We start from the raw sequence: 16,775 nt of genomic DNA on the forward strand, positions 1-16,775 counted from the left end.
ACGCGGTCAGAGATGTGGCGCCTGGATGCGCTCAACTCACTGGACCCGAGAAACGTCGGCGCGCTCAACACGCAGGAGACCACGGCCACCAGGAACCAGAACCTCCTGGCCTGCCGGGGAGCGGCAGGTTGCATCGACGACGTGAACGAGCGCTACGACCGGCTGGTAAGCGATCGATCGGAGACGATGCTTACGACGATCAACGCCATCAATGCGTACAACCGGTGCGCCGGCGGTGACACGGGTTGCGTGGCCGAGTCGTTGGTGCAGATGCAGGCCTTGCAGACGGATCTGAAAGCCAGAGGGGTCAAGCTGGAGGACACCGAGCGCATCGGATTGAACTCCTACATTGCGAGTGCGCAGGCGGCGTTGGGCAATGGGTATGGGGCGTTGAGTGCGGCGGCGATGGGAGTGGGTGGAGCGAGGGCGAACGAGGCAGGGAACGCGGAAGCGAAGAGTGGGGCAAATGGGGGAGTGAATGCGGTTGATGCGGCTGTCGCCACCGGCTCCCCGATCACCACTCGATTTGTGAACGGCGTCACTGTTGTTGATCAACGAACCGGAGCCATTTTCAATGGTACGGTTGACCTTCAACCTACCTTCGATCGAATTGCTGCAGGGGCAACGAGCTTGTCAAGAAATGACGGTACGGTGTTTAAAAATTTACCTGACCGGACTACGGGGCAGATTTTGTTGCCAACCAAACCACCTGGCTATTGCACGGAGTACGTCGTACCGACACCAGGAATCAATGGGGCAGGACCTCAACGCATCGTTACAGGACAAAGCGGTGAAATGTTTTACACCCCGGATCACTACCTTAATTTTATCCCTGTGAAAAGCCATGAGTCAATCAATACCATTTTCTTTTGAATATTTAGGATCCGACACAAGCAGAGATTTTTATGCTCGCCTTGGCCCAGAAATTTATGAGACGGAGCGGCTTTTGCAAGCTTTATATTATCTGCTTTGGCTGCCAGGGTACTTCGGTTTCAATTGGAATGCCTTGTACGATTGCTTAACAGATCTATCTTGGATAAAAGAAAAAAGGATTGTTCTTGAACATTCTAGATTACCCAATATTCTAGAAAATGATCTGAAAATTTATTTAGAAATTTTGCGTGATGCCGTTTTGGATTGGAATGACGAAGACGATCACCACTTCAAAGTTGTTTTCGATGCGCAGGATAGAGATAGAGTTATTGGGTTGCTTGGACCTTAATCAAAACGAAAGCCAGGTACATACCACGCAGAGCTGAAAAGACAGGCCGAGCCGGGCATCGAGTTCGTCCCGACATGGCAGGTTTTGCGGGGTAATTTTGCTAAGCGAAGCAAAGCGTCGACCACAACTACCGGAGCGCCACGGGTCAGAGCGGCATCGCCGCGGGCAGCGGCGGCTTCGACAGCACGGTCAAGGGCAACACCGATCTGTTGGGCGGCGCCATCACCAGCACCGCGCCCATCGACAGGAACAGCTTCACGACCGGCATCGGCAACATGCGAAAGGCGTTGTTGCCCACGAAACAGGAGACCGTGGCCCTGCCGTCCGATGTGGTGGCGTCCATCCAAAACAACTTTTATCGCGATGGCGGGATGGCCGACCCGATCCTGCCCATGTCTACGAGCGGGCCTTGGAAGTCGGTCGCCGAATTCAGTGCGCCCCAAGCCAATGCGATGGCGGTCAACAAGCTGCCGGCGGGCGTGTTGGTGACGCAGACTTACAGCGCCGACGCGTTGAATCAGCTCATCGTGCAGGCCAACCCCAACTACAAGCCGTCCTACATGCCGGGTACCCAGATCCTTGAATTCACGACGACGACGGAGACAAAGTTCGTTCGCGTGTCGGGCGGTCAATCTCAGGCAACGGCGAATTGGGTTATGAAAGCGGAAGACATCGCCGGCCTCAGTCCTGCGCAGATCGCCGCCAAGTTCGCCTTGCCCGCCGTGCCGATGAACGTGGGCGATGTGACGATTCCGCCGGGTATCAAGTTGCAGGCGAGCGTGGCCAATGGGATATTGCTGGGCAACAATCCGGGTGGGGGTGGGGTGCAGTTTTATATTCCTATGGAACAACGTTCATTGCCCAAAGAATGGTTTGATTTAGTGAGGCCAATCAATGTCAATTGAAGACTTCAAGCAATACGATTCTCGGAAATTAAACATGTCTGATGGCGGAAAGATTGTTTGTTTTTACTATGTTCCAGTAAATAGCGTGCATAAGTCTGGAGTCGACGACGGCAACAGAAATGTTTTTCGCTTGGACAAGCATGGTCGTGTAATGTGGCAAGTGACGCGCATCGATTACCCTGAAACCAATTGGGAGTTCAAGCATGAATTGGCGCGCAAGCAAGGACTGCCTGGTTGCATCGAGCCTTTCATGTATTTCCAATTGAGATTTCTAGACGGAAGAACGAACGTGGAAAACGGCATGCCTCCTGAAAGCATGGATTGGATTCCCGGTTGTGCCGTAGAGCTGGCCAACCTGGGTATCGGCAGTCAATGGTTTTCTCTGGACGTGGACACGGGGGTGGCTGTGGAAATCACGCCCAAGGGGTTAAGGCCTTGGTGATCCGATATCGGGAGAAGATTTGACGCATGGCGTGAATGCGATGACATAAAGATGGGGATTTGCAGAAATGGACCTCGGTGATCGTTTCCTCAACGGCCATCTCCAGCGCGCCCTGCTCATGCCCGATGGCTGCCACATCTTCACGGTCGACTTCGATCCGCCGGCCACGCGCCAGGACGTCTTCAACGGCAATCGCAACGTCTTTCGTCTGGCCGAGCAAGGCGGCGTGGTCTGGCAGGTCACCCGCATCGACCGACCGCACACCGATTGGGAGTTCAAGCGCTGCAGTGTGCGCAACCAAGGCTTGCCCAGATGGATCGAGCCATTCACCCGGTTTCCCCTGGTCTACCCCGATGGCAGCGTGAACCGGGCCATGCCGTGGGGCGTGCTGGCCGATGCGGTCGATTGGGTGGCAGGCTGCGAGGTGCGGATATGCAGCCTGGGAACGAGCACGCAGTTGTTCTCGCTGGATGTGAGGACGGGAATGGCGGTGAAGGTGGCGTCTAAGGAAGTGTGACGGTGTGGGCACGGGCTTAAGGTTTAAAAGTTCAATGGAGCCGAGCCGCGCCGGCTCTATCCGGCACGCTCGATGCGTTCACCAACAAAGTGGCCCATGCGATCGCGGGCTGCGCGGTGGGTGCGGCGCGTATGGACAGCAAGAGCGGATGCGGCGCGGGCGCCATCGGGGCAGCGGTGGGTGAGATGGCGGCGGAGGCCTACGGGCGCCGGAATGACACCACACAGTTCGCTTCGATGATGGGTGGGATTGCTGCTGCCTTGGGCGGGGCGGATGCGCAGGAAGCCAACGTGGCGAGTCAGGCCGGGGCGAATGCGGCGGCGAACAATTACTTGAATCACGACGACGCGAAAACGCTGAGTCAACTGGTCGATGCATGTAAGACCCAATGCACGCCGAGCCAGCGAGAGCAACTCGCGGACCTGATCGCGCAGGACAGCACGACCACGGCGGCATTGAACGGTTGCGCCGGTTCGCAGAGCACTGCCTGCCAAGCCATTCGCTCCGACTATGCTGCGGCGGCGGCGGCGGCGGCGGCGGCGAGTTTCCTGCCGACCGATGGCGACATCTGGACCTGGGCACGCACACAGGCTGGTGCATCGAACGGTAGATACAGCGCCGCTGAGATCTACGACGCCTACCGGACGAACTTCATCGCTGGCGCAGTGCCCAACATGAGCGTGGGCGACCTCACGCAAGCGGCCGAGTGGATGCGAGGCCGCATCGTCGGTGACGGCACGGCGGCCAACCCGGGCGAAGGACCGTTGAGTCCGATTGCGATGGGATGGGCGGTTGGCAACAATGCGTCGGCGCAGGGAGCGTTGTCTGCTGGGCTTCTGGCAATGGCCGGCACGCGGTATGGGTCGCAACGCTCGCACTGGACGCGAGCTTGCCCGCAAGCGCGCCGGCCGTCTTGGTTGAGCAGCAAAGGATTCGACTCCAGGACATCGCGGATCAGTTCAATGACAAGTCGATCACGCCGGCCAACATGACTTTGAGATTGGGAGGGAGAACACTTCTGGCCGATGCTGCCGCAAGCAAGGGTGCGCCGGTTTTTGTTGGAGCGACAGATGCAGAAATCGCTGGATATTTCAGACAGATTGCGGGTATTGATGTCATGCCTGCACCATCGATGAATGCGTTGAGGCAGGGAGAACTGATTTATTCTTTCGAGATTGTCCAAGGAGAATATGCAGGCTCAACGATAATTTTGAGAGATTACTCGAGTTCGAAAGATTTAACGGCTGCAAGGTGGACTATAGACATTACAGGTCTTCCTGCTGGAATCGATGCAAAGAGAGCTGAAATAAAGTTCAAATAAAATGTTTGAAGAAAAATATATTCAAAATATTTTGAGTTGTGACATGGGTCATTCCATCGCCGCTATTTGGGATTGGTCTAGAGATTATCCTCCTTTTGCCGGGGACTTGGATTTGGCAAAAAAAGGATTTTTCTATTTAGCTGAGCGTTTCATGCGCCAAGGGATCCTGAAACTTGCCAATAATGGAATTATTTGGGAGGGGTCTATCGAGAATCAATTGAAAATATTTGAGGCGGCCTGGCCCAAGGAATATGATAAAAACGATGAGGAAAAGGATATTGAAAATTTATGGTGGTATATCTTTGCCCCGGCTGGAGCTGTTTGGGTATATCCAGATGGAAAATTAGTCTGGACATAGAAAATTCCGATTGCGTTGAGAGTTTCTGGTTTTAGCAACTCTCTTCTCGCGATCTTGGTCCACGACCCCGCGATGGTCACCAAATGCCTGTGGGATGGCTTCTACGAGCAGCGCCTCATCCACGAGCAAGTCACCCCTTTACAGACTCCTGCTGACTCAGGCGTTTCCAGAACGATCTGAGCCAGTACGGCGCCATCATGGATAGCGAACGCCACCTTCGCCGTGGTAGTGCAAGTCGACCCGCGTATTGCGCTTGTCGTCACGAAGGCACCGACCGCAAACCGACCAACACCGTGCCATAGCAACGACCAAGAAATCAACTAGGGAGCATCAATGTCATATCCAAAAGCAAATCGATTCCACGAACCGGCGAGAACCAGCTATCACATGGAACCGGCCATGTCGTCGTCCGCGCGCATGGCGCCTTCCAGAAGCAGACGACTTCCGACCCTTCTTCTGTGTGTCACCACCGGCCTGCTCGCCGCCTGTGCCTCTCGAACCCCGTCACCTCCCGCACCGTTGCCCGTCGTCCATCGCATCAACGTCCTGCCCGTGAGGCCGATCGAGCGGCTCTATACCGAGAACAAGGGAATCCCGGTCGGTGCGCTGTGGCAGGCCCTCGCCGATCGCATCAAGAGCAACAGCTTCACGGAACTGATGGATGAGACGCGCAAAAACATGGGGCCGCGCATGACGGCGGCACTGGTGCGTCGCTTGAAGGAGCAAGGCTTCGAGGCCCGGGTGCTCGACGGCGTCGATCGCCCCGCGAAGTCGCCCGAAGACATCGACTACGCACGCATCCCCGGCGACGATCCGGTCCTGCACGTGCACTTCTACGACGTCGGCATGTACTCATCGCGGTTCTCGCTCGCGTACAAGCCGCGCGTGAACGTGGGCGTGGCATTCCTGCGTCCCCGCGACGAGGACTATCTCTACAGCGAGAGCATCTATTACGGCGCCGACGCCGACGCGGGGCCGCCGACGTCGGGAAGCGTGCCCGCCGACGAGCGCCATGTGTGGACCAGCTTCGACGAGATGGTCCGAAAATCCGACGACGTGGCGCGCAGCTACGAGGATGCGGTCGACACCCTCGCGGCGCGGATCGCCACCAACATCCGCGCCCGCACCACCCTCAATTGATGTTCGCCCCTCCCATCTGGAACGGCTTGCCCGGCAACACGTGGCCGCCGGCGTACTCGAAGGGCAGGCCGTCGCGCAGGGCGCAGCCCTTGGGGTGGGGGCAGGGCGCGGTCTTGGCGTCGTAGGTCCACATGACGATCGGGCCGTAGGGGTAGTTATGGACAGTCCTGCCCTGGTAGTCGGCCACGGTGAGGATGTAGCTCTCGGTGCCGTGGTTGTCCACGTCCTCGATGGCGATCGGGTCGACCAGCCGGCTGTCCTGCAGCGTCTTGAACACCTTGGCCGATTCGAAGCGCGGGTCGAACTGCAGCATGGTGGCCTTGCGCTCGCCGCGCGAGAGCACCCACAGGAAGTCCTCCGGCCGGCGGCGGCCGAACAGGGCGCTGGTGGCGGTCGGGTTGAGGATCGCCTTCTCCTTGACGTAGGCGATGCTGGTCGGGTTCTTGCCCACGTCGAGCGAGAACATCGGCGCGATGTCCTCCGGCCGGCCCCTGGCCTCGCCCTTCTGGTCGAGGTAGCGGGTGCCGAGGTCGAACACGCGCAGCTTGCCTTCCTGGGTGGCGATGAAGGCGCGATAGGGCGGCTCGCGCGTGAGCTTCACGGCGGTCGGGCGCTCGGGCAGGTCGATCACCTTGACCACCACCGGCGTCTGCACCGGCGCCGCCTCGAAGGTGAACGGCCACTGCCGGGGGCCCGGACCGCGCCCGGAGATCATCGTGCCCCACTCCCACGCGCCCTGGTCGAAGTACTGCTTGCGGTAGTACTGGAACAGCGGGCGCAGGTCGACCACGGCCGCGCGCCGCTCGCTCTTGCTCACCACCACCGCCAGGCCGCTGCGCGCGATGGCCTGGGTCCAGTCGCCGTCGAAGTACCTGCGGCGGTTGTGGTCGCTCTGCAGGTGGTCCTGGAAGAAGTTCTGGATGCGCTGGTAGTCGCCGTTGGTCTTGCCGGTGGTGGCGCTGATCTCGGTCGGCGCCTTGAGGGTGTCGGGCAGGTCGACGAAGCCCACCAGCTTGGCGCCGAGGTAGTTGCCCAGGCCGGGCAGGCCGGCGTAGGCCTGGCGGTGGCTGCCCCAGTTGGCGTTCCACTGGGCCTCGGGCAGGGTCTCGCAGCCCTGGCAGCCGTCGGCCAGCGCGATGACGGCGATCTGGCCCTTGAGCGCCGCCGTGTCCCATACCGTCACCAGCGCGAACTCGCCGCTGTTGGTGATGGCGATGGCCGTGGGCGTCTTGCCGTCGGGCAGCTTGAGCTTCACGAAGTTGTGCGAGGTGTTGCTGCCCGAGCTGGTGATCCAGCCGTTGGCGAAAACGGTCAGCACGTTGTTGACCCAGCCGCCGCGACCGTAGCCGCGCGCCGCCGCGACCGGCCGGCCGTCGAGGTCGCCGGTGCCGATGGGCGAGCCGCCGCGTGCGCCGGCCAGGCGGACGGTGTTCTCGTCGTTGTCCGCGTTGTTCATCTGCGGGCTGATGTAGGTCGTCCAGCTCGGTTCGGGCTTCCAGGCGATGGTGTTGTGGCCGACGTTGATCGTCTGCAGGCTGGCCACGCCCCAGTAGCGCGCCTCCGGGAAGTTAGGCCCGGGCTTGGCGTCGGGCAGGTAGGCGACGTTGACGATGCTGGAGCTGTAGTCCCCCGGCAGGCCGAGCAGCCGGTCGCCGATCTGGTATTCGCCGCACCAGCCGTCGCGGGCGCAGCCGCGTCCGCCGACGATGCCGTCGCGCTGCTTCTCGGCGCGCTGGCCCGACAGGGTCAGCAGGCTCTTGCTCGGGCGCGGGCCGGGGTAGGTGTTGGTCGCGCGCGGCGTGCCGTAGGCGGCGGCGTCCGGGCCGTAGCGGTAGTCGATGCCGGCCTCGGTGCCCATGCGGGACGCCATCGCGCGATAGGCTTCGGGCGTGGCGACGTCGTAGGCGCCCTCGGGCACGGGCAGGCGCGCCGGGGCGGGCGTGGCCGCCGTCGTCGTGGCCGTCGGTGCGGCGGTCGTGCCGCGTGCGGGCGCCGAAGCCGTCCCGGTCGGCCCGGCGGCCAGGACGACGCCCGAGGCGCCCAGCGCCGCGGCGGTCGCGAGCGCGACTGCGAGACCCGGGAACGGGCGGGGAAGGGTGCCAGGGAAAGGGCGGATGCGTCGAGAGGTCACGGGGGGCTCTTTCGGGTCGGGATGCGGATCAGGACACGGCGTGCGACGGCGCGAGCTCGCCGGGCGCCGGATCGGGAGGCGCCGGCGCGGACAGGTCGCGCATGACCTCCTCGACCTTGGCGATCAGCGCGTCGGAGTCGAAGGGCTTGACGATCAGCGCCATGCCGGGCCCGAGGAAGCTGGCGTTGGTGGCGACCTCGGCGGCGTAGCCCGTCATCAGCAGCACCTTGATGCCGGGCCGGCGCTCGCGGGCGTAGTCGGCGACCTGGCGGCCGTTGGGTCCGGGCAGGCCGACGTCCGACAGCAGCAGGTCGTAGGCGACGTCCTGGTCGAGCATCGTCATGGCCTGACCGCCGTTGACGGCCTCGTTCACGGCGTGGCCCCGGTCGCGCAGCAGGTCGACCACCAGCAGCCGCACGACGTCGTCGTCCTCGGCCACCAGCACGCGGTAGACGTCGCGCTCGGCGTCGCACGGGCGGGGCGCCGGCGCGCGCGCCGCTTGCGGCAGCTCCGGCGAGCGCGGCAGGCGCAGCCGCACCACCGTGCCGGCGCCTTCGGTGCTGTCGACCGTCACGTAGCCGCCCGACTGGCGGATGTAGCCGTAGACCATCGACAGCCCCAGGCCGGTGCCCTGGCCGATCGGCTTGGTCGTGAAGAACGGGTCGAACACGCGCGCCAGCACCTCCGGCGGCATGCCCACGCCGTCGTCGGCCACGCTGACCTCGACGTAGTCGCCCTCGGGCAGGTCGGTGCCTTCGAGCACGTCGGCCGCCAGTGTCAGGTTGGCCGCGCCCAGGCGGATCGATCCGCCGTGTGGCATGGCGTCGCGCGCGTTGATCACCAGGTTGAGCAGGCTGCTCTCGAACTGGTGCGTGTCGGTGCGCACCGGCCAGAGGTCGGCCGGCAGCTCGACGCCCAGCGCGACGTTCTCACCGCAGGTGGTGCGCAGCAGCGGCTCGACCGTGCGGATCGACAGCGCGACGTCGGCGACCTTCTCGTCGAGCGGCTGGCGGCGCGAGAACGCCAGCAGGCGCTGGGTGAGCGAGGCGGCGCGCCGCGCCGAGGCGATGCCGGCCTCGACGTAGTCGTCCAGGCCCTCGTGGCGCTGCTGCGCGAGTCGCTTGCGGATCACCTGCAGCGGCAGCACGATGCCCTGGAGCATGTTGTTGAAGTCGTGCGCGATGCCGCCGGTGAGCTGGCCGACGGCCTCCATCTTCTGCGCCTGGCGCAGGCGCTCCTCGATCTCCTCGGCGCGGCGGGCCAGGGCGGCGTTGTCCTGCTCGAGCTGCAGGGAGACGATCTTCCGGTCGGTCACGTCGGTGCCCACGACCAGGATGCCGGTGACGGTCGCGTCGGTCTGCAGCGGCTGGTAGATGAAGTCCAGGTAACGCCGCTCGAGCGGCGCGTCGGCGGCGCGCTGGAACAGGATCTCGGTGCCGCTGCCCACGGCGGCGCGGCCGGTGCGGTAGACCTCGTCGAGCAGGTCGAAGAAGAACTGGCCCTGCAGGTCGGGCAATGCCTCGCGCACGGTCAGGCCGATCGGGTCGCGGTGGCCGATGAGCGCGCGGTAGGGCGCGTTGGTCATGCTGAAGCGGTGCTCCGGCCCGTTGAGCACGGCCATGAAACTGGGCGTGGCCTCGAACAGCGAGGCCAGGTGCGTCGACTGCGCGAGCACCTGGCGCTCGGCGTTCACGCGCTGGGTGAGTTCGTTGCAGGCGCAGAACATGCCCGTCACCGTGCCGGCCTCGTCGCGCACGGGGGTGTACGAGAAGGAGAAGTGCGTCTCCTCCGGATAGCCGTTGCGCAGCATCTCGAAGGCGATGTCGTCCATCTGGGTCGACTCGCCGGCGTAGGCGGCGGAGATGATCGGGTCGACCAAGTCCCAGATCTCGTACCAGACCTCCCTGAAGCGCTGGCCCATGGCCGCCGGGTGGCGCGCGCCCAGCATCTCGGCGTAGTGGTCGTTGTAGAGCGTGATCTGCTGCGGACCCCAGACGATCAGGATGCCCTGGCGCGCCGCCAGCATCACGCCCACCAGCGTGCGCAGGGACAGCGGCCAGGTCGCCGGCTCGCCCAGCGGGTTGCGCGACCAGTCGAGGGTGCGCATCAGGCGGCCCGATTCGCCGCCGCCTTCGAGAAACTTCATCGATCACGCCCCGGGGTGGAAGGTTGCTTCAGATTCGGCCTCGATTATCGGTAGCTTTGACGGCCGGACGGACCTTCCTCCCCGTGGGCCGGCGCGCCGCGCCGGGCCGTGTCGCTCAGAGCGCCGCGGTCATCATCAGCCGCAGCGTGCGCGGCGCGCCGGGGAACAGATAGACGTGGCCGAACTGGTAGGGCGATTCCTTCCAGTAGCGGCGGTCGGCGAGGTTCTCCACACCCAGCGTCCAGCTGGTGGCGACGCCGTTGACGCGCGTGTCGTAGCGCAGCGCGGCGTCGAAGCGCGTCCACGACGGCAGCTCGATCGAGCCGTCGGGCAGCACGCTGCGCCGGCCCTCGTGCGACATCCGGCCCTGCAGTTCCAGCCCCGGCACGGCGGCCACGCGGTAGGCGACCTGCGCGCGCAGCACCTGGCGCGGCACGTTGGTCGGGCGCTCGCCGTTGATGGCGGGCTCGACCAAGCTGCCTTCGCGCTTGGCGTCGATGGCGGTGACGCCGCCGGCCAGCCGCCACGGACCCTGCGCCCATTGCGCGCTGGCCTCGACGCCGCGATGCACCGCCCGGCCGTCGGCACCGCCCAGGCAAGGCCGGATGTCGAGCCGGTTGCAGGCGTCCACGTTGGTCACCGGCCGCGCGATGTCGAAGTACGCCACCTGCCAGCCGAAGGCGTCGGCGCCGCCCTTGAAGCCCGCCTCCCACTGGCGCGACTGCACCGCCGGCAGCGCCTCGCCGGCATTGACGTACTGCGATGCCCGGTTCGGCACCACCTGCGACTCCACGCCGCGTCCCCAGCTCGCATAGGCCAGCAGGCCCGGACGCAGCGCGTAGCTCAGCGCCAGCCAGGGCGAGGTGATGCCGTCGGCGTAGCCGGTCGGGCGCGAGCCGTCGGTGCGGATGCTGTCGCGGTCCAGGCGCGTGTGGCGCAGGCCGACCCAGGTGGTCAGGCGCTCGTTCCAGCGGATGGCGTCCTGGAACGACAGCTCGGTCGAGCGCTCGTCGCGGTCGGTGCTCGGGTCGGTCAGCGTCGGGTCGGCCGGCACCACGGCCGTGCCCTGGACGTTGCCGGTGCCCACGTAGTTGAAGGCCTGGTCCTGGAAGCGGTTGCGCACGCGGCTCGCGAGCAGGCCGAAGGACAGGTCGTGACGGATGTCGCCGGTGCGGGCCTGGCCCTTCAGGTTCAGGCTGCCGGCGGTCTGCGTGCGGCGCTCGTTCTCGCTGCGGAAGTCGTAGAAGTCGAAGGTGCCGTCCGAGCAGTAGCGGTCGAAGTTGCCCTCGGCGCCGCAGCCGAAGGCATAGGCCAGGCGGTCCTGGCTCTTCAGGCGCTGCTGGCCGAGCTGGGCGCTCCAGCGCCAGTCGGCGTCGATGGCCTGCGTGAAGCGCAGCGTGCCGGTCAGGCCCTCGAACACCGAGGGCTGCGACCAGCGCTGGTTGTTGAGGTTCAGGCGCGGGTCGACCGGCGCGGGCAGCGCGTTGCCCAGCAGGCTGAAGCCGTTCTGGCTCGGCTGGGTCTTCTTCGAATACTCGACCTCCGCCTCGAACAGCGAATCGCGCGTCACGCGCCAGTCGGCCGCGAGCGAGAACAGGTGGCGCTGGCCGTCGAGGTCGAAGGTGCGCGGCTTCAGGTTCTCGGCCGCCGCGTTGAGCCGGTAGCCGAACTGCCGGTCCTCGCCGAAGCGCCCGCCCAGGTCGACCGCGCCGAGCACGCCGCCGCGTCCGGTGACCTCGGCGCGCACCTCGCGCAGGTCGCGCTCGGTCGGCCGCTTGACGACGTAGTTGACCAGCCCGCCCGGCGCGCTGGTGCCGGCCTGGATGCCGCTGGTGCCGCGCAGGATCTCCACGCGCTCCTTGTTGTCCAGCGCGATGGAGGTCTCGGCGCTGATCGGCAGGCCCTCGCGGCGGTAGTTGAAGCGGTTGTCCAGCACGAAGCCGCGCACCGTCAGGTAGTCCCAGTAGCCGGCCGAGTTGTACGCGTCGGTCACCGACGAATCGAACTGCGTCAGGTCGGCCAGCCGACGCGCGCCGGAAGCGCGTAGCGTGGCGCTGTCGACCACGGTGGCGGAGATCGGCACCTCGCGCAGTGGCAGGTCGCTGAAGCCGCTGACGTCGGCCTGCGCAGCGGCGGCGCGCGCGTCGACGGTGACGGTGGAGAGCGCGGCCTCGGCGCCGGCGCCCGTCGGCGCGGCCGGCTGCGTCTGCGCCGAAGCGGCCGCCGACGCGAGCCACAGCAGCGTCGCGGCGGCACGGGCGACGGGCGTCGCGGTGAAGGCGTCCCGGCGGCGGAGCGCGGCGGCGGGGTCGGAGCGGGAGGGGCGGATGGAGGTCATGGGGTCGGATCGAAAAAGAAAGGAAGGAATCGGGGCGGACGGGAGCGGGGGAGGCGAGCGGGGCGAGGGCGATGTCGACGGGGTCAGGTCGCCCTTCCTTCGCGCCGGTGGCGCAGCCCGGCCGCGATGGCGGCGGTCCAGGCCCGGGCGGTCGTCTCGGGGTCGTCGGCCGCGACCAGCGCGCGCACCACCGCCACCGAGCCGACGCCGGTAGCCAGCACGGCCGGCCGGCGCGCGGCGTCGATGCCGCCGATGGCCACGCACGGGTAGTCGCGCATCAGCCGCGCGTAATCGCCCAGGCGCGCCAGGCCCTGCGGTGCCGTGGCCATGGCCTTGAGCGTGGTCGGGAACACGGCCCCCAGCGCGACGTAGCTGGGACCGACGGCGTCGGCGCGCACCATCTCGGCCGGGCCGTGGGTGCTCACGCCCAGGCGCAGGCCGGCCTCGCGCAGGCGCCGCAGGTCGGCCGGCGCGAGCGCGTCGAGGTCCTCCTGCCCCAGATGCACGCCGTAGGCGCCGGCCTCGATGGCGGCCCGCCAGTGGTCGTTGACGAACAGCGTCGCCCCGGTGCCGCGCACGGCCTCGATGGCGGCGCGGACCTCGCGGTCGATGGCGAGCGCGTCGGTCGACTTGAAGCGCAGCTGCACGGTCGGCACGCCCACGCGCGCCATGCGGCCGACCCAGTCGGCGTCGGGCAGCACGGCATAGAGGCCGAGTTCGGCCGGGCAGGGCGCGAAGGCGTCGGCGCGGCCGGCCACCGGTCGTTCGCGCATGCCGAAGTCGGCCGGCGTCGCGGGCCACGCCGCCGCGTCGAACGCGCCCGTGCGCCGCGTTTGCGCGCGCCAGGCGTCCGCCAGGCAGCGGGCGTCGGTCCCGATGAAGCCGAGCGCGCGGCAGGCCGCCTCGACGCCGGCGCGGACCGAGTCCGGATCGCCCTCCGGCGACGTTCCGGCGGCCTCGGCTTCCGGTGGCGGCGACGTCGCGCCGAAGCGCCCGGCGTGGGCGGCGAAGACGGCCGATGCGACGGCGGTCGATGAAGTCGGGGCGTGGGGCATGGTGATCGGGTGGTGGAGGAATCGGCTCAGGCGTGGTGCCAGAACGGCGTGCCCAGCACCGGCGTGCTCGGCTGGGCGGCGTCCTGCGCCGTCATGGCGCCGGCGCGGTGCGCGGCGCGACCGGCGGCCACGGCGTCGGCGAAGGCGCCGGCCATCGCGACCGGGTCCTGCGCCAGCGCGACGGCGGTGTTGAGCAGGACGCCGTCGTAGCCCCACTCCATCACCGTGCAGGCGTGCGAGGGCAGGCCCAGCCCGGCGTCGACCAGCAGCGGCACGTCCAGCCGCTCGCGCAGCACCCGCAGCGCGTAGGGGTTGACGGGCCCGCGGCCGGTGCCGATGGGCGCCGCCCAGGGCATCACGGCCTGGCAGCCGACGTCGACCAGGCGCTGGCACAGCACCAGGTCCTCGGTGCAGTAGGGCAGCACGAGGAAGCCGTCGCGGATCAGGCGCGACGCGGCCTCCACCAGGTTGAGCGTGTCGGGCTGCAGCGTGTAGTCGTCGCCGACGAGTTCGAGCTTGATCCACGGCGTGTCGAACAGCTCGCGCGCCATGTGCGCGGTGGCGACGGCCTCCTCGATGCCGTGGCAGCCGGCGGTGTTGGGCAGCACCGGCACGCCCAGGCGGCGCAGCAGCGACCAGAAGTCGCCGACGGCGCCGGCCGCGCCGTCGGCCGCGGGCGCGGCGGTCTGCCGGCGCAGCGACGCCGTCAGCATGGCCGGGCGCGCGCGCAGAACGGCGGCCTCCAGCACGGCCGGCGACGGATAGCGGGCCGTGCCCAGCAGCAGTCGGCCGGGGAAGCGTCGGCCGTAGAGGACCAGGTCGTCGTCGGTCGGGATCGTGTTCGTGGCGGTCATCGGCGGGTCCTGTGTCATTCGGTTCACCCGCCCGTGACCGGGCGGATCACTTCGACGCGGTCGCCCTCGGCCAGCGCGCGCGTCGCGTGCAGCGAGCGCGGCACGAAGGCGCGGTTCACCGCGACGGCGTAGGGCGCCACGGCGCCGATGCGCGCCACGGCGTCGGCGACGGTGGCGGGCGCGTCCAGGGTGTGCGGGACGTCGTTGATGCGCAGGCTCAGGGGCGGCGGGGGTATGGAGGCGGTCATGCGGCGACTTCCGTTGCGGTCGCCGCCCGCGGCGCGTCGAGCCCGCAGCGCGCCGCCAGCGGCGACTCGCCGGTCGCGAGCAGTTCCAGCGCCATGTCCAGCAGCGCCGGGGCGATCAGGAAGCCGTGGCGGTACAGCCCGTTGACCTGCAGCACGCGCGGCGCCGACCAGCGCAAGGCCGGCAGGTGGTCGGGCAGCGTCGGGCGGCAATGGGTGGCGATCTCCAGGATGCGCGCCTCGCCGAAGCCGCTGTGCACGGCATAGGCCGCGCTGAGCAGTTCGAGCGTCGAGCGCACGCTGGCCGGCGACATGTCGGCCGACTCGATCTCGGTCGCGCCGACGACGAAGACGCCCCCGGGCTTGGGCGCGATGTAGAGCGGATAGCGCGGATGCAGCAGCCGCGTCGGGCGGCTCAGTGCGACGTCGGGCGCGTGCACGCGGATCACCTCGCCGCGCACGCCGCGCAACGCCTCCCACTGCGGCCGAGCGCCCAGGCCCCGGCAGTCGATCACGCGCTCGGCCGGGCCGGGATCGAGGTCGTCGGGCGACATCGGGGAATGCCAGTGCAGCGTCACGCCCGGCGCCGTTTCCAGCGCGGCGCGCAGGGCGGCGAGCAGCGCGCGGTTGTCGAGCTGGCCTTCGCCGGCCAGGAACAGGCCTTGCGCGAAACGCGAGCCGCGCAGGGCCGGCTCCAGCGCGACGACGCCGGCGGCGTCCAGGCGACGCATCGGCGGCAGGTCGTCGCCGATCCAGCCGCGCGTGCGCTCGAGCACGCGCGAGAAGCGCTCGGCCTCGCCCGCGTCCTGCCGGTGCCAGAGCACCAGCGTGCCCTCGCGCTGGAAGAACACCGGCGGGGCCGTCCCGGCCAGGTCGGCGAGGAGTCGCGGCCACCGGTCCAGCGCATGGCGGCCCATGCGCACGACCGGCGCCGGGGCCACGGCCGACTCGGCCAGCGGCGCCAGCATCGCCGCCGCCACGCGCGCGGCGGCGCCCTCGGCTTCCGGTCCCCGCGCGTCGTGCAGGTCGACCCGGCAGCCGCGTCGCGCCAGGGCCAGCGCGACGAGCCGGCCCATCAGGCCGGCGCCGAGGATGCGGGCCGACGCGAACGGCAGCGCGGCGGTCGCCTCGGCCGTCATGCGCGCCACCCATAATTTCCGGCATGACCCCGACGACCCCTTCGCGCTATGCGCGCGTCCTGACCATCGCCGGCTCCGACAGCGGCGGCGGCGCCGGCATCCAGGCCGACCTGAAGACCTTCGCCGCGCTCGGCTGCTACGGCACGACGGCCATCACCGCGCTGACAGCGCAGGACACGCACGGCGTCGCCGCGCTCCATCCGGTGCCGGCCGATGTCGTCAAGGCGCAGATCCGCGCCGTGGTCGAGGACATCGGCGTCGACGCGGTCAAGCTGGGCATGCTGCACACGCGCGAGATCGTCGAGGTGGTGGCGTGGGCGATCGACCGCTACGCGCTGCCGCACGTCGTGCTCGACCCGGTGCTGACCGCCACCAGCGGCGATGCGCTGGCCGCGCCGAGCCTGGTCGGGGCGATGGTGCGCGAGCTGTTTCCGCGCGTGGCGCTGGTCACGCCCAATCTCGACGAGGCGGCGCGGTTCCTCGGCCGCGCGGTCGCGGGCATCGACGCGCTCGACGGCACGGCCGACGCGCTGCTGGCGCTGGGCGCGCGGGCGGTGCTGCTCAAGGGCGGGCACCTGGCGGGGGACGAACTGGTCGACGTGCTGGCCGTGGCGGGCGACGGCGGTGGCCATCGCCGGCATGCATCGCCGCGCATCGTCAGCCGCAACCTGCACGGCACCGGCTGCACGCTGGCCTCGGCCGTCGCCGCGCACCTGGCGCTCGGCCACGCGTTGCCGGAGGCGGTGGTGCGCGCGCGCGATTTCGTGCGCGGCGCCATCGCGGCGGGCGCCGGTGTCGCGACCGGCACCGGCAACGGCCCGCTCAACCACGGCTTCGCGCCCGTGCCGGCGCATCGCCTGCCGGCGGCGGCCTGAGGCGCGTGCGGCCGGCATCGGCGCCGGCCTGGAGATCGTTCGAATCGGTGGTGGGTGTCGCCATTGTTCTTTTGCTCCGCGCAAAGG

The 16,775-nt window shown here is 67.5% G+C and carries 18 protein-coding genes; 10 read left to right on the forward strand and 8 right to left on the reverse strand.

Going from position 1 to position 16,775, the window contains the following annotated elements; genetic code table 11:
* Positions 1-12: 12 nt before the first annotated feature.
* Both ABID77_RS02500 and ABID77_RS02505 read left to right on the forward strand, forming a co-directional pair.
* Entirely contained in the window at positions 13-873 is an 861-nt protein-coding gene (locus ABID77_RS02500; RefSeq protein ID WP_429590356.1) for a ribonuclease domain-containing protein, read from the forward strand.
* Positions 845-1,222: a barstar family protein gene (locus ABID77_RS02505; RefSeq protein ID WP_429590359.1), complete on the forward strand. Its 378-nt coding sequence runs from the start codon at positions 845-847 to the stop codon at positions 1,220-1,222. Before ABID77_RS02500 ends, ABID77_RS02505 begins: the two co-directional genes overlap by 29 nt.
* A gap of 145 nt (positions 1,223-1,367) precedes the next feature.
* Here ABID77_RS02505 and ABID77_RS02510 read toward each other — a convergent pair whose 3' ends face one another.
* Positions 1,368-1,520, reverse strand: coding sequence for a hypothetical protein (locus ABID77_RS02510; RefSeq protein ID WP_429590362.1), 153 nt, complete (start codon positions 1,518-1,520; stop codon positions 1,368-1,370).
* Between the two features lie 13 nt (positions 1,521-1,533).
* Between ABID77_RS02510 and ABID77_RS02515 the strand changes: the two genes are divergently transcribed.
* The 7 genes from ABID77_RS02515 (at position 1,534) to ABID77_RS02545 (ending at position 5,905) form a co-directional block, all read left to right on the forward strand.
* On the forward strand, positions 1,534-2,127 hold the full coding sequence (locus ABID77_RS02515; protein WP_429590365.1) for a hypothetical protein: 594 nt from the start codon (positions 1,534-1,536) through the stop codon (positions 2,125-2,127).
* A complete protein-coding gene (locus ABID77_RS02520) occupies positions 2,117-2,569 on the forward strand; it encodes a hypothetical protein (protein ID WP_429590368.1) in 453 nt (150 codons plus the stop codon). Before ABID77_RS02515 ends, ABID77_RS02520 begins: the two co-directional genes overlap by 11 nt.
* Positions 2,570-2,636: 67 nt before the next feature.
* On the forward strand, positions 2,637-3,086 hold the full coding sequence (locus tag ABID77_RS02525) for a hypothetical protein (protein WP_429590371.1): 450 nt from the start codon (positions 2,637-2,639) through the stop codon (positions 3,084-3,086).
* Positions 3,087-3,217: 131 nt separating this feature from the next.
* Positions 3,218-4,078, forward strand: coding sequence for a hypothetical protein (locus ABID77_RS02530; protein ID WP_429590374.1), 861 nt, complete (start codon positions 3,218-3,220; stop codon positions 4,076-4,078).
* Positions 4,075-4,407, forward strand: coding sequence for a hypothetical protein (locus ABID77_RS02535; RefSeq protein ID WP_429590377.1), 333 nt, complete (start codon positions 4,075-4,077; stop codon positions 4,405-4,407). Before ABID77_RS02530 ends, ABID77_RS02535 begins: the two co-directional genes overlap by 4 nt.
* 1 nt (position 4,408) lies before the next feature.
* Positions 4,409-4,765: a DUF596 domain-containing protein gene (locus ABID77_RS02540; RefSeq protein WP_429590380.1), complete on the forward strand. Its 357-nt coding sequence runs from the start codon at positions 4,409-4,411 to the stop codon at positions 4,763-4,765.
* Between the two features lie 387 nt (positions 4,766-5,152).
* Positions 5,153-5,905 carry a hypothetical protein gene (locus ABID77_RS02545; protein ID WP_429590383.1) on the forward strand — a complete coding sequence of 251 codons (753 nt, stop codon included), beginning with the start codon at positions 5,153-5,155 and terminating at the stop codon, positions 5,903-5,905.
* Here ABID77_RS02545 and ABID77_RS02550 read toward each other — a convergent pair.
* From ABID77_RS02550 to ABID77_RS02580, 7 genes are all read right to left on the reverse strand, one after another.
* Positions 5,898-8,036: a hypothetical protein gene (locus ABID77_RS02550; RefSeq protein WP_429590386.1), complete on the reverse strand. Its 2,139-nt coding sequence runs from the start codon at positions 8,034-8,036 to the stop codon at positions 5,898-5,900. The genes ABID77_RS02545 and ABID77_RS02550 overlap by 8 nt on opposite strands.
* A 28-nt stretch (positions 8,037-8,064) precedes the next feature.
* On the reverse strand, positions 8,065-10,182 hold the full coding sequence (locus ABID77_RS02555; protein WP_429590389.1) for an ATP-binding protein: 2,118 nt from the start codon (positions 10,180-10,182) through the stop codon (positions 8,065-8,067).
* Positions 10,183-10,297: 115 nt separating this feature from the next.
* Entirely contained in the window at positions 10,298-12,520 is a 2,223-nt protein-coding gene (locus ABID77_RS02560; RefSeq protein WP_429590392.1) for a TonB-dependent siderophore receptor, read from the reverse strand.
* Between the two features lie 83 nt (positions 12,521-12,603).
* The gene (locus ABID77_RS02565; RefSeq protein WP_429590395.1) at positions 12,604-13,575 is read right to left on the reverse strand and encodes a thiamine phosphate synthase; all 972 of its coding nucleotides are present in this window, start codon (positions 13,573-13,575) and stop codon (positions 12,604-12,606) included.
* Between the two features lie 26 nt (positions 13,576-13,601).
* Entirely contained in the window at positions 13,602-14,429 is an 828-nt protein-coding gene (locus ABID77_RS02570; RefSeq protein ID WP_429590398.1) for a thiazole synthase, read from the reverse strand.
* A 23-nt stretch (positions 14,430-14,452) separates the two neighbouring features.
* A complete protein-coding gene (gene thiS, locus ABID77_RS02575) occupies positions 14,453-14,677 on the reverse strand; it encodes a sulfur carrier protein ThiS (RefSeq protein WP_429590401.1) in 225 nt (74 codons plus the stop codon).
* Complete coding sequence (locus ABID77_RS02580) at positions 14,674-15,813, reverse strand: FAD-dependent oxidoreductase (RefSeq protein ID WP_429593253.1); 1,140 nt, start codon at positions 15,811-15,813, stop codon at positions 14,674-14,676. The genes thiS and ABID77_RS02580 overlap by 4 nt, the downstream gene beginning before the upstream one ends.
* A gap of 23 nt (positions 15,814-15,836) precedes the next feature.
* On the opposite strand from ABID77_RS02580, the gene thiD reads away from it, so the two are divergent.
* Positions 15,837-16,688, forward strand: a complete 852-nt coding sequence (gene thiD / locus ABID77_RS02585; RefSeq protein WP_429590404.1) for a bifunctional hydroxymethylpyrimidine kinase/phosphomethylpyrimidine kinase — start codon at positions 15,837-15,839, stop codon at positions 16,686-16,688.
* Positions 16,689-16,775 lie beyond the last annotated feature (87 nt).

Source organism: Variovorax sp. PvP013, from assembly GCF_050435945.1.
In the GTDB taxonomy this organism is placed as follows: Bacteria; Pseudomonadota; Gammaproteobacteria; order Burkholderiales; family Burkholderiaceae_C; genus Variovorax.

Excerpts from the sequence above, each read along its gene's own strand:
- ABID77_RS02560 (WP_429590392.1), bottom strand. The coding sequence starts at position 12,520 with ATGACCTCCATCCGCCCCTCCCGCTCCGACCCCGCCGCCGCGCTCCGC.
- ABID77_RS02520 (WP_429590368.1), top strand. The coding sequence starts at position 2,117 with ATGTCAATTGAAGACTTCAAGCAATACGATTCTCGGAAATTAAACATG.
- ABID77_RS02530 (WP_429590374.1), top strand. The coding sequence starts at position 3,218 with ATGGACAGCAAGAGCGGATGCGGCGCGGGCGCCATCGGGGCAGCGGTG.
- ABID77_RS02525 (WP_429590371.1), top strand. The coding sequence starts at position 2,637 with ATGGACCTCGGTGATCGTTTCCTCAACGGCCATCTCCAGCGCGCCCTG.
- ABID77_RS02545 (WP_429590383.1), top strand. The coding sequence starts at position 5,153 with ATGGAACCGGCCATGTCGTCGTCCGCGCGCATGGCGCCTTCCAGAAGC.
- thiD (WP_429590404.1), top strand. The coding sequence starts at position 15,837 with ATGACCCCGACGACCCCTTCGCGCTATGCGCGCGTCCTGACCATCGCC.
- ABID77_RS02580 (WP_429593253.1), bottom strand. The coding sequence starts at position 15,813 with ATGACGGCCGAGGCGACCGCCGCGCTGCCGTTCGCGTCGGCCCGCATC.
- thiS (WP_429590401.1), bottom strand. The coding sequence starts at position 14,677 with ATGACCGCCTCCATACCCCCGCCGCCCCTGAGCCTGCGCATCAACGAC.
- ABID77_RS02540 (WP_429590380.1), top strand. The coding sequence starts at position 4,409 with ATGTTTGAAGAAAAATATATTCAAAATATTTTGAGTTGTGACATGGGT.
- ABID77_RS02505 (WP_429590359.1), top strand. The coding sequence starts at position 845 with ATGAGTCAATCAATACCATTTTCTTTTGAATATTTAGGATCCGACACA.
- ABID77_RS02565 (WP_429590395.1), bottom strand. The coding sequence starts at position 13,575 with ATGCCCCACGCCCCGACTTCATCGACCGCCGTCGCATCGGCCGTCTTC.
- ABID77_RS02570 (WP_429590398.1), bottom strand. The coding sequence starts at position 14,429 with ATGACCGCCACGAACACGATCCCGACCGACGACGACCTGGTCCTCTAC.
- ABID77_RS02500 (WP_429590356.1), top strand. The coding sequence starts at position 13 with ATGTGGCGCCTGGATGCGCTCAACTCACTGGACCCGAGAAACGTCGGC.
- ABID77_RS02555 (WP_429590389.1), bottom strand. The coding sequence starts at position 10,182 with ATGAAGTTTCTCGAAGGCGGCGGCGAATCGGGCCGCCTGATGCGCACC.
- ABID77_RS02535 (WP_429590377.1), top strand. The coding sequence starts at position 4,075 with ATGACTTTGAGATTGGGAGGGAGAACACTTCTGGCCGATGCTGCCGCA.